Below are 11,821 nucleotides of genomic sequence, written 5' to 3' on the forward strand. Positions count from 1 at the left end.
GAACTGTCATGACCGGTGGTTTCAGCGAGTCCGTGGAGCGCCAGCAGTTGCGGTCGGCCGTGGCCGACCTCGGCAAGCGGTACGGCGGCGAGTGGTTCCTCCGCAAGGCCCGCGGCGGCGAGAAGACCGCGGAGCTGTGGGACGAGGCCGGCAAGCTCGGTTACCTGGGCGTGAACGTGCCCGAGGAGTACGGCGGCGGTGGCGGCAACATCGGTGACCTGGCCGCGGTGGCCGAGGAGCTGGCGGCGGCCGGCTGCGGTCTGCTGCTGATGGTGGTGTCCCCGGCGATCTGTGCCACGATCATCAGCCGTTTCGGCACGGACGACCAGAAGCGGACGTGGCTGCCGAAGTTCGCTGACGGCGCCCTGCGCATGGCGTTCGCGATCACGGAGCCGGACGCGGGCTCGAACTCGCACGAGATCACGACGACGGCCCGCCGCGACGGCGACGAGTGGGTCCTGAACGGCCGCAAGGTGTTCATCTCCGGCGTCGACGAGGCGGCGGCGGTGATGGTGGTGGGCCGCACCGAGGACGCGAGGACGGGCAAGCTGCGGCCGGCGCTGTTCATCGTCCCGACGGACGCGCCGGGTTTCGAGTACCAGCCGATCGAGATGGACATCGTGTCGCCGGACAAGCAGTTCATGCTGTTCCTGGACGACGTGCGGCTGCCGGCCGACGCGCTGGTGGGGTCGCAGGACGCGGGGCTGCTCCAGCTGTTCGCGGGCCTGAACCCGGAACGCATCATGGCGGCGTCGTTCGCGATCGGCATGGGCCGGTACGCGCTGGCGAAGGGCGTCGAGTACGCGAAGACCCGCACGGTGTGGAACGCCCCCATCGGCGCGCACCAGGGCGTGGCGCATCCCTTGGCCGAGGCGAAGATCCAGCTGGAGCTGGCGAAGGTGATGACCCAGAAGGCGGCGGCGCTGTACGACGCGGGCGACGACGTTGGCGCGGGCGAGGCCGCCAACATGGCGAAGTACGCGGCGGCCGAGGCGTCGGTGAAGGCGGTGGACACGGCCGTGCAGGTGCACGGCGGAAACGGCCTGACGGCGGAGTACGGCCTCGGTGCGCTGGTGTCGGCGGCCCGGGTGAACCGGATCGCCCCGGTCAGCCGTGAGATGATCTTGAACTATGTGGCACAGAACACGCTCGGTCTGCCGAAGTCCTACTAATGACTGAGGTGGTCCGGGAGCCGCAACAGGACCGCAGCCGCGCGACGAGGCAGCGTCTCCTGGAGGCGGCGATCGAGTGCATCGCCGACCTGGGGTGGTCGGGCAGCACGGTGGCGGGCGTGGCGGAACGCGCGGGGGTGTCGAGGGGCGCCGCCCAACACCACTTCCCGACGAGGGAGGACCTGGTCACGTCGGCGGTCGAGTACGTCTCCGCCCAACGCCTGGCCTACCTCCGCGCCCAGGCGGTGGACCTCCCCCCGGGCCCGGAGCGCGTCCGAGCGGTCCTGGCCCTGGTCGAGCGCATGTACACCAGCCCACTCTTCCGAGCCGCGATCCACGTCTGGGTGGCCGCCTGTGCGGACGGCCGCCTCCGGGACCGCGTGATGGTCCTGGAAGCCCAGGTGGGGCGCGAGTCCCACCAAACGGTCCTGGAACTGTTGGGGGTGGACGAGTCGAGACCGGGCGTCCGCGAGGCGGTCCAGGCCACCCTCGACCTGGGCCGGGGCCTGGGATTGGCTCACCTGCTGACCGACGACACCCGCCGCCGGCGCCGCGTGCTGGACCAGTGGGCAACCATGCTGTCGGCCACCCTGCTCACCGGCGAAGACGAGTAGGGCAGCGCGCTCAGCGGGGCCAGCTGAGATGGCGACGTCCGAGGCCGATCGACCAGTCCCTGAGCAACCACACCCCGTGACCGACCCGGGGCACGAACCTGCCGCCCACCCGCATTTGGCAAATACCTGAGACTCAGGTAATAATTGATGGCCGCCAATTTCGACATTGCGTTTGATCGCAAGGGTAAAGGCGGGAAAGTGCGTTTATTGTAGCAGGGTAGGGGTGGAATTGTCAAAGGGTGATTACGACGCGGTGTTGCGGGCGGAGCGGGAGCGCATTGCGTTTCTCTACGCCCACCTCGACGCGGAGCGGTCCACCGCGACGGGCAAGCTGGACGGCGTCCTCCTGGACAACACGGCGGAGACCACCGAGGCCCTGTGGGAGCGTGACGTGGCCGCGACCACGCTGTCCCGACGGATCGGTCTGCTGCGGGTCGCCGACAACGGGCTCTGCTTCGGCCGGCTCGACCACACCGACGGGACGACCACCTACATCGGCCGTATCGGGCTCTTCGACGAGGAAAACGACTACGAGCCCCTGCTCGTCGACTGGCGTGCCCCGGTGGCCCGGCCATTTTACGTGGCCACCGCCGCGAATCCGGAGGGGGTCGCCCTTCGTCGCCATTTCCGTACCCGGGGGCGTCGCGTTCTTTCATTTCACGACGACGTTCTCGAACAAGGGATGGCGGACGGTGACGAGGTGCTGCTGGCCGCGCTCAACGCCCCGCGGTCGGACACCATGGGTGACATCGTCGCCACCATCCAGGCCGAGCAGGACGAGATCATCCGCCTGGGACGCACGGGGGTGGTCGTCATCGACGGCGGGCCGGGCACCGGCAAGACCGTCGTCGCGCTGCACCGGGTCGCCTACCTGCTCTACACCCACCGCGAGCGCATGTCCCGGCGCGGTGTGCTGATCATCGGGCCGAACACCGGCTTCCTCCGCTACATCGGCGGTGTACTGCCCTCCCTCGGTGAGACCGACGTGGTGTTCGCCACGCCCGGGGAACTGCTGCCGGACGTCAAGACGCGGGTTCCCGACGTGAACCGCGCGGCCAAGGGCGGCCTCGCCATGGTCGACCTCGTGCGTGCCGCCGTCGCGAACCGCCAGGAGCTGCCGGCGGTGCCGCTCGAGATCGAGCTGGACGACGTCACGGTGGAGATCGACGAGTTCACCGCGGGCAAGGCGCGGGAGCGGGCGCGGACGTCGGGCCGGCTGCACAACCGGGCGCGGGAGATCTTCCGCGACGCGTTGGTCCTCGAACTGGCCGAGCAGGCCGTCGACCGGATCGGGGAGGGCTGGCTGGACGCACGCGACACCCCGGACCTGGCCGGCGACCTGGCCGCCGACGTGCGGCGCGAGCTGATCTCCAGCGAGGCGCTCGGCGCGGCGGTGGAGCTGCTGTGGCCACGGCTGTCGCCGCGTCGGTTGCTCGCCGAGCTGTACACGTCGAGGGAACGGCTGGCGGCGGTCGGCGCGCCCGCCTCGTTCTACCGCGAGCGCGGCGACGCGTGGACCGTGTCGGACGTGCCGCTGCTGGACGAGGCGGCCGAGGTGCTCGGCGCGTACGAGTCGGACGAGGAGGCGGAGCAGACGTGGCGCGAGCAGGAGGCGTACGCGCGCGGCGTGCTCGACATCCTCGACACCGACGAGGACCCGGACGAGGAGCTGCTGCGCGCGGTGGACATCATCGACCCGACGCAGCTCGCCGAGCGCCAGGAGGAGCGCGACCACCGGTCGCTGGCCGAGCGCGCCGCGGCGGACCGGGAGTGGACCTACGGCCACGTGGTCGTCGACGAGGCGCAGGAACTGTCCGAGATGGACTGGCGGTCGCTGATGCGCCGCTGCCCCAGCCGTTCCATGACGATCGTCGGCGACCTGGCGCAGCGTGAGTCGCCGGCGGGCGCCCGCTCGTGGGCGGCGATGCTGGACGAGTACGTGCCGAAGCGGTGGACCTACCGCCAGCTCACGATCAACTACCGCATGCCGGCGGAGATCATGGACGTGGCGGCCGCCCTGCTGTCCACGATGGACTCCACGGTGCAGCCGCCGAAGTCCGTGCGGTCGACGGGAGTCTGGCCGTGGGCCCGGCACACCACCGAGGGCGACCTGGCACGGGTGGTGACGGAGATGGTGGCACGCATGGAGGAGGAGATCGGTGAGGGCACGGTCGCCGTGATCGCCCCGGACGGCTCGACCCTCAACGTGGACGCGCTGCTCCTGCCCCCGCGCGCCACCAAGGGCCTGGAGTTCGACGGCGTGGTCGTCGTGGAACCGGCGCGGATCATGGCCGGTCCGGCGGGCGCGGCGGACCTGTACGTGGCGCTGACCCGCGCCACGCAGCGGCTGGGTGTCGTGCACACGGCGCCGCTGCCGGACTGCCTGCTGCTGCTCGACGACGTGACCCCGTAGCGACCCCGTAGCGGCGCCGGCGAGCCGTCAGCCCGACTGTGCCTTCGCCAGCAGCTCCTCCAGGGTCCGCCGTTCCTCGACGCTGAGCACGGCCAGCGCGGAGGTCTCGCCGAGCCGCGCGCTGAGCGCCGCCCACACCTCCACGCCGCGGTCGGTCAGTGCGAGCGTGCGCTTGCGGCCGTCGGTGGGATGGGGGCGCCGCTCGACCAGGCCGGACCTGTCCAGCTTGTCGGCCATCAGGCTGATCGTCGACGGGTCGCAACGCATCTGCCGGGACAGGTCGCGCATCGTCGGCGTCTCGGCGCGGGGATCGAGAGCGCACAGCAGGGACGCGGCGGACACGGTCAGGCCGAACTCGGCGAGCACCTCGCCGGCGCTGGCCAGCGTCGCGTCCGCGAGCGTGGTCAGCCGGCGCAGCAACCGCATCATCTGGTTCGCCTCGTCGACGGTCTCTGCCACGTCCCCTATGCTACCGTCCAATAAGTCATTGATTTTCTCAATGATCTATCCAAGCAAACCAGGAGGAGCCGTGGAACTGGGGATCGCGTTGCCGACGAGCGGCGAGAAGGCGTCGCCGGGCGCCATCGTCCGCATCGCGCAGGAGGCGGAACGCCTCGGCTACGCCGCCGTCTGGACCTTCGAGCGGCTGCTGCGGCCGGTCGACAAGGTCGTCATGCCGGGCATCGCCGAACCGCAGCAGACCCCCGAGGTCTACCGGAACGTCTTCGAGCCGCTGGAGACGCTCAGCCACGTGGCCGCCCTGACCAGCCGGGTCAAGCTGGGCACCAGCGTGATCGACGCGCTGCTGCACCCGCCGGTCGTCCTCGGGCGCCGGTTCGCGACGCTCGACCAGCTCAGCGGCGGACGGGTGGTCGCCGGTCTCGGCCAGGGCTGGATGCGGCAGGAGTTCGAGACCGTCGGCGTGCCGGCCAGCCGCAAGGGCGCAGGCTTCGAGGAGGTCATCGCCGCGCTGCGGGCGGTGTGGGGACCGGACCCGGTGGCCTTCGACGGCCGCTTCTACCGAATCGCGCCGTCGGAGATCAATCCGAAGCCCGTTCAGCGTCACGTGCCGGTCCTGGTCGGCGCGACGACGCCGAAGGGCATCGAGCGTGCCGCACGGGTCGCCGACGGGCTCAACCCGATGGTGTTCGGCCAGGAGCAGCTGCTCGGCACCGTCGCCATGTTCCGCGACAGCGCACGGGAGGCCGGCCGTGACCCCGACACCCTGACCGTGGTCGCCCGCGCGAACGTGCCCGTCACGCCGAAACCGATCGACGACGAACGGCCGTTCCTGGGCGGCTCGCCCGAGCAGATCGCCGAGGACCTGGCCGCGCTGGAGGGCAAGGGCATCGACCAGGTGCTGTTCGCCAACGGTGCGTTCGTCGACCTGGACACGGAGGTGGACCTGCTCGCCCAGCTGGCCACCGCCGCCCACTGAGCACGAGCCGGCGGTTCCGCGCGTCGGGTGATGGCGAGTGAAGCCGCGCCCGGTTCCGGTCGTGTCGCGCGGTGTTGGGTGGTGTCAGTCCTCTCGGGCACGCGGCGGCCCGGTCACCACGTGACCGGCAGCCGGACCGGCTGCCGGTGGTTGAGGGTCGGGACGAAGGGGATCGGCTGCTCGTCGGCGAGGCGCAGGCCGGGCATCCGGCGGGTGAAGGTCTCGAGCGTGGTGCGCAGCACCGCGCGCACCACCGGCGCGCCGAGGCAGAGGTGGCTGCCGATGCCGAAGGTGACGTGCTGTGTGCGCGGCCGGGTGATGTCGAACTCCTCGGGCCGGTCGGCCAGCGCCTCGTCGTGGTTCGCCGACCCGAAGGCCACCATGACCTCCGCGCCCGCCGGCAGGTCCACGCCGGCGAGGGTGACCGGGCGGGTGGTGATGCGGGCGAACGTCTGGGCGGGCGGGTCGTAACGGGCGATCTCCTCGATCGCGTTGTCGATCAAATCCGGGCGGGCCACCAGCGTGTCCCACTGGTCGTGGTTGGCGAGGAGGTAGTACATGCCCGTGCCCAGGATCGCCTCCACCGAGTTCGCGGAGCTGATGACCCCCGGCAGGCACCAGGCCAGATCGGACTCCTGCTCGAAGGTGAGCGGTGCCTCACCCGGCGCCAGCTCCGCCGTGACCGCGCTGATGAGGTCGTCGCGCGGGTCGGTTCGCCGCGCCCTGGCGTAGCCCACCACCGTGCGGTGCAGTTCGACCATCAGCCGCGCGGTGGTCACCTGCTCGTCCGGTGTCAGGTTGCCCGCCCGGAAGATGCGCGACGCGGCACGGCTGAGCTTGTTCACGCGGTCGTAGTCCGGTTCGTCGATCCCGAGCACGTGGGCGAGGACCCGGAAAGGCAGGATATGGATATATTGGTGCACGATGTCGGCTTTTCCGGCGGGCAGTATCGCGTCGACGAGCGCCTCGACCTGTTCGCGGATGAATGGTTCCACGCGGCGCACGTGCTTTTTCCCGAGTGCCTTGAGGAACGGCGTGCGCAGCCGCTCGTGTGCCGGGCCGTCGGTGTTGAGCAGCCCGCGTGTGCTCGGGTAGCCCCGCTCCAGCACGGCCATGCATTCGGGGGTGAACGTGGCGCTGACCGAGCGGATCGCGTTCGCCGACGAGAACACCTCGGGACGCAGGAGCACGTGGCGGACGTCGTCGTACCTGGTGACCACCCAGGCCTGGAAGACGTTCGAGTAGAAGACCGGCTCCTCGCGGCGAGCCCTCGCGTGGAAGGAGTACGGGTCGTCCAGGTGCGCGCCGAACGGGTCATAGCCGGCGCCGATCGACGGTTTTCGCGCAGGAATCATCGACACGGCTCCTGCCGCGTTGGGAACGTTCGCATGAATTGGGCGGTTTTCCGCCTATTCCGTCCTCAACCGTAAGTACGGCTCCGCGGGGGTGCCATGGCGCTTTTCGCCTAGGGAGCGCCCACTCCTAGGGTCCGAAAAGCGGAATATCGGTGCTTGCTCCCAAGGGGTGCATTATCGCCGCTTGATGCTGATCGGCAGGCCGTCCTTCGGCATCGGCAGGGCCGTCGGGTCCCACTGGACGTGGTAGTCCCGCGGGATCGTCCACTCGAACCGGCGGACCAGCTCGTGGGCGATGGTCTTCACCTCGTAGGTGCCGAAGTGCATGCCGATGCACTTGTGCACCCCGCCGCCGAACGGCATGTACGCGAACCGGTGCGACTTGTCCTCCCTGCGTTCCTCGGAGAAACGCAGCGGGTCGAACCGGTGCGGCTCGGTCCAGTACTCCGGCAGCATGTGGTTCAGCCACGCCAGCGTCGTGACGTACACGCCCTTCGGCAGGTGGTGACCGAGCAGCTCGGTGTCCTTGACCGTCTTGCGGACCGTCCACGGGACCGGCGCCACGAGCCGCATGGACTCCTTCAGCACCAGGTCCAGCGAGGGCAGCGCGGACAGCGCGGGAACCGACAGCGGCTCGTCGCCGAGTGCCAGTGACTCCGCCCGCACCCTGTCCTGCCACTCCGGGTTCTTGCCCAGGTAGTACACGAGCGCGGACGTGGCGATGGTCGACGTGTCGTGTGCCGCCATCATCAGGAAGATCATGTGGTTCACGACGTCGTCGTCGGAGAACGTCTCGCCGTCGTCGGTGCGGGCGTGGCACAGCGCGGCGAAGAGGTCGTCGGAGTCCGACGCGCGTTTCGCCGGCAGGCTGGCGCGGAAGTAGTCCTCCAGCAGCTTGCGTCCGTGCAGCCCGGCCGCCCACCGGCCACCCGGCACCGGGACACGCAGCAGCGACGTCCCCGCGCGGACCGTGTCCACGAACGCCCTGGTCAGCCGGGTCGACTCGCCGCCGAGCGAGGACGCCATGAAGATCTTGGTCGCGACGTCCAGCGTCAGCTGCTTCAGCGCGGGGTAGATCGGGAACCCGTCCCGCGCCGACCACGACGTCACGCTGTCCCGGACCACGTCACCCACCTGCGCCATGTACCCGGACAGGCGCTCGGCGGTGAACGCCAGCTGCATGATCCGCCGGTGGTACATGTGCTCCTCGAAGTCGAGCAGCATCAGCCCGCGGTAGAAGAACGGGCCGATGAAGTACTCCCAGCCCTGCTGCGAGAACGCCTTGTCCCGGTTGGCGAGCACCTCCTGCGTCGCGTCCGGCCCGGACGCCGACACCATCTTGACCCCGAACGCGCTCAGCCACGAGACCGGCCCGTGCGAGTGGTACCGCTTCATCGCGTAGTTCAGGCCCAGCCGCAGCATCTCCAGGCCGTGGCCCACGAGTGGGAACCCCGTGTCGCCGCTCACCGGTTTCAGGCCGGGCGGTGGCGTGCTCAGGTCCCTGCGCCGCCACTCCCTGGCCAGCAGCCACCGGTCGAACGCGTTCTTCTCCAGCTCGAATGGTGCCCGAAGCTCGGTCGACATGACCCCTACCTCCCAGCGTTGAGCACCGACACGGCCAGCTCGACCAGCTCCGCCGCGATCTGTGGCCTGGTCAGCAGCCGGGGCGTGCGGGCGAGGTCGTTGACGATCGTCAACGCCGCGTGCACCACGACCTTCGCCTCCGGCTCGGTGAGCTCGGACTGCGCACGCAGTTGGCGTACCCACTCGGCCACGTAGGCGCGTTGCAGCCGGACGAGCTCCCTGCGGTCCCGGTCCGGCAGGTTCGCGAGCTCGTTGACGAAGTTCGCCATGATGTTGTCCGACCGGAGCACCGTGTCCACGTACGAGGTGGCGAGCGAGCGCAGCGCCTCCCCGGGCGGCAGTTCCAGCGCCTTCTCGGCGTCCTCGGTCAGCCGGTTCGCCATCCGGTAGCCGCCGGCCACCAGGATCGCGGCCTTGCCGGGGAAGTACCGGTAGATGCTCGGCCCGGCCATGCCCGCCCGCGCGCCGATGTCCTCCATGCTCACCGCCGCGTACCCGCGCTCCCGGAACAGCGAGAGCGCGGCCGTCAGCAGCTCCTCGCGCCGGGAGCCGGCGACCCCCGGCTGCGGCTGCCTGCCCGGCAGCGTACCCGGCACCGGGTCGGGCACGGCCGGCAGCGACGTCGACTCCCACGAGGTGACCGCGGTCGCCAGCCGGCTGAGCAGCTCCTCGAACCGGCGACGGGACGGGTTCACATGGTGTACCGACACGCTCCCGTACACCGACAGCGTCGCCCAGCCGAGCAGCTCGGCGTCGGCGGCCGAGAGGGTGGGGCGTGCGTCACACAGTGCGATGGTCCACTGCGAGATCAGCTCGGTGCTGCGGTGGCGGATCTTGGTGCGGTCCGCCTCGGCGAGGTGCCGGCCCTCCCACCGCCACAGGGCGGTGATCTCTCGTCGGTCGACGGCCAGCGCGGCGACCGCCCGCAGCAGCGCGGCGAGCTGGTCGGCCGGGGTGCCAGCGGCCGCGAGCGCCTGCTCGGTGACCAGGCCGAACGTGTCCATGCCCGAGAGCAGCACGTGCGCGAGGATGTCCTGCTTGCCGCGGAAGTGCCGGTAGACGGCCGGGCCGGTGACGCCGGCGGACTGCGCGATGTCGTTGACGCTGACCTGGTGGTACCCGTTCTGGCGGAACAGCTCCGCGGCCGCCTCGGCCAGCTGTGCCTTGCGGTTGCGTGGCCGCCTCGCCGGCGATCGGGAAGTGTCCGCCACGATCGGTTCCTCCATACGGGCCATTCCTGAGCAAACTAGTGGACCGCCCGCCCTGTTGGCAACGCGCCAACTCGTATCCTAAGTTAACACCGATTAGCACGGTCGCCGCCAGCTCGCGCATCGCTGTAGTTGAGGCAGGGGCCACACCCCTAATCGGGTCCGTGACGTTGACAACGCCGGTATCGGTGCCAACATGTTAATCAGCATTAGCACTCGAGAGGACCCCTAGCGTGGCTACCGAAGCATTCGTCTACGACGCGATCCGTACCCCGCGCGGCCGGGGTAAGAAGACCGGGTCGCTGCACGGCACCAAGCCGATCTCCCTCGTCGTCGGCCTGATCGACGAGCTCCGCAAGCGCAACCCCACGCTGGACGTCGACCGGGTCTCCGACCTGCTGCTCGGCGTGGTCACCCCGATCGGCGACCAGGGCAGCGACATCGCGAAGACCGCCGCCATCGCGGCCGGGCTGCCCGACACCGTCGGGGGCGTGCAGCTCAACCGCTTCTGCGCGTCGGGCCTCGAGGCCGTCAACATCGCCGCCCAGAAGGTCGCCTCCGGCTGGGACGAGGTCGTCATCGGCGGCGGCGTCGAGTCGATGTCGCGGGTCGGCATGGGCACCGACGGCGGCGCGTGGGCCATGGACCCGGCCACCGCCTACGACACCTACTTCGTGCCGCAGGGCATCGGCGCCGACCTCATCGCCACGATCGAGGGATTCTCGCGCGAGGACGTCGACGCGTACGCGGTGCGCAGCCAGCAGCTCGCGGCCAAGGCGACGAGCAACGGCTACTTCGCGAACTCGATCATCCCGGTGGTCGACCAGAACGGCATCCCGGTCCTCGACCACGACGAGCACATGCGGCCCGAGTCCACCGTCGAGGGGCTGGGCAAGCTGCCGCCGTCGTTCGCGGCGATCGGCGACATGGGCGGCTTCGACGCGGTGGCGCTGCAGAAGTACCACTACGTCGAGAAGATCGACCACGTCCACCACGCGGGCAACTCCTCCGGCATCGTCGACGGCGCCGCGCTGGTGCTCGTCGGCTCCGAGCAGGCCGGCAAGGACATGGGCCTCACGCCGCGCGCCCGCATCGTCGCCACCGCCACCTCCGGCGCCGACTCGACGATCATGCTCACCGGTCCGATCCCGGCGACCGAGAAGCTGCTCGCGCGCACCGGTCTCACCGTCGAGGACATCGACCTGTTCGAGCTGAACGAGGCGTTCGCCTCCGTCGTGCTGAACTACCAGAAGAAGCTGCACATCCCGGACGAGAAGCTCAACGTCAACGGCGGTGCCATCGCCATGGGCCACCCGCTCGGCGCGACCGGTGCGATGATCCTCGGCACCATGGTCGACGAGCTGGAGCGCCGGCAGGCGCGCCGGGCCGTGATCACCCTCTGCATCGGCGGCGGCATGGGCGTCGCGACCCTCATCGAGCGCGTGTAAGGAAGCACACTCAATGACGAACACCATCCGCTGGGACGCCGACGCCGACGGGATCGTCGTCCTCACCCTCGACGACCCCAACCAGTCGGCGAACACGATGAACCGCGACTACGCGGAGTCGATGGCCGCCGCCGTCGACCGGCTGGAGTCCGAGAAGGACTCGATCACCGGCGTGGTGGTCACGTCGGCGAAGAAGACGTTCTTCGCGGGCGGTGACCTCAAGGACATGATCGAGGCGAAGCCGGACCAGGCCAAGGACGGCTTCGACTTCATCCAGGGCATCAAGGCGCAGCTGCGCAGGCTGGAGACCCTCGGCAAGCCGGTGGTCGCGGCCATCAACGGCGCCGCGCTGGGCGGCGGCCTGGAGATCGCGCTCGCCTGTCACCACCGGATCGCCGCGGACGTCAAGGGATCGCAGATCGGCCTGCCCGAGGTGACGCTGGGCCTGCTGCCGGGCGGCGGCGGTGTCACGCGGACCGTCCGCCTGCTGGGCATCCAGACCGCGCTGCTCTCCGTGCTGCTGCAGGGCCAGCGGTACAAGCCGGCCCAGGCGAAGGACATCGGCCTCGTGCACGACGTGGTGTCCACA

At 70.0% G+C, this 11,821-nt stretch carries 10 protein-coding genes; 6 read left to right on the forward strand and 4 right to left on the reverse strand.

The window, feature by feature from the left end; all coding sequences use genetic code 11:
- Positions 1-8: 8 nt before the first annotated feature.
- From VET29_RS29260 to VET29_RS29270, 3 genes are all read left to right on the forward strand, one after another.
- Positions 9-1,172 carry an acyl-CoA dehydrogenase gene (locus tag VET29_RS29260; RefSeq protein ID WP_324926314.1) on the forward strand — a complete coding sequence of 388 codons (1,164 nt, stop codon included), beginning with the start codon at positions 9-11 and terminating at the stop codon, positions 1,170-1,172.
- Between the two features lie 8 nt (positions 1,173-1,180).
- Positions 1,181-1,786: a TetR/AcrR family transcriptional regulator gene (locus VET29_RS29265; RefSeq protein ID WP_414636650.1), complete on the forward strand. Its 606-nt coding sequence runs from the start codon at positions 1,181-1,183 to the stop codon at positions 1,784-1,786.
- Between the two features lie 229 nt (positions 1,787-2,015).
- A complete protein-coding gene (locus VET29_RS29270; RefSeq protein ID WP_324926318.1) occupies positions 2,016-4,199 on the forward strand; it encodes a helicase in 2,184 nt (727 codons plus the stop codon).
- Between the two features lie 27 nt (positions 4,200-4,226).
- Here VET29_RS29270 and VET29_RS29275 read toward each other — a convergent pair whose 3' ends face one another.
- Complete coding sequence (locus VET29_RS29275) at positions 4,227-4,658, reverse strand: MarR family winged helix-turn-helix transcriptional regulator (RefSeq protein WP_324926320.1); 432 nt, start codon at positions 4,656-4,658, stop codon at positions 4,227-4,229.
- Positions 4,659-4,728: 70 nt separating this feature from the next.
- On the opposite strand from VET29_RS29275, the gene VET29_RS29280 reads away from it, so the two are divergent.
- A complete protein-coding gene (locus VET29_RS29280) occupies positions 4,729-5,637 on the forward strand; it encodes a TIGR03619 family F420-dependent LLM class oxidoreductase (RefSeq protein WP_324926322.1) in 909 nt (302 codons plus the stop codon).
- A 113-nt stretch (positions 5,638-5,750) separates the two neighbouring features.
- Here the strand turns inward: VET29_RS29280 and VET29_RS29285 are convergent, their stop codons facing one another.
- The 3 genes from VET29_RS29285 to VET29_RS29295 all read right to left on the reverse strand — a co-directional run bounded on the left by VET29_RS29285 (position 5,751) and on the right by VET29_RS29295 (position 9,787).
- Positions 5,751-6,992: a cytochrome P450 gene (locus VET29_RS29285; RefSeq protein ID WP_324926324.1), complete on the reverse strand. Its 1,242-nt coding sequence runs from the start codon at positions 6,990-6,992 to the stop codon at positions 5,751-5,753.
- Positions 6,993-7,166: 174 nt separating this feature from the next.
- Complete coding sequence (locus tag VET29_RS29290; RefSeq protein ID WP_324926326.1) at positions 7,167-8,576, reverse strand: cytochrome P450; 1,410 nt, start codon at positions 8,574-8,576, stop codon at positions 7,167-7,169.
- Between the two features lie 5 nt (positions 8,577-8,581).
- Positions 8,582-9,787, reverse strand: coding sequence for a TetR/AcrR family transcriptional regulator (locus VET29_RS29295; RefSeq protein ID WP_324926329.1), 1,206 nt, complete (start codon positions 9,785-9,787; stop codon positions 8,582-8,584).
- Positions 9,788-10,017: 230 nt separating this feature from the next.
- Between VET29_RS29295 and VET29_RS29300 the strand changes: the two genes are divergently transcribed.
- Both VET29_RS29300 and VET29_RS29305 read left to right on the forward strand, forming a co-directional pair.
- Positions 10,018-11,232 carry an acetyl-CoA C-acetyltransferase gene (locus VET29_RS29300; RefSeq protein WP_324926331.1) on the forward strand — a complete coding sequence of 405 codons (1,215 nt, stop codon included), beginning with the start codon at positions 10,018-10,020 and terminating at the stop codon, positions 11,230-11,232.
- A gap of 13 nt (positions 11,233-11,245) precedes the next feature.
- Positions 11,246-11,821 (forward strand): enoyl-CoA hydratase/isomerase family protein (locus VET29_RS29305; RefSeq protein WP_324926333.1); only part of this gene is annotated, 576 nt, incomplete at its 3' end.

Source organism: Actinophytocola sp., from assembly GCF_035634895.1.
Lineage (GTDB): Bacteria > Actinomycetota > Actinomycetes > Mycobacteriales > Pseudonocardiaceae > Actinophytocola.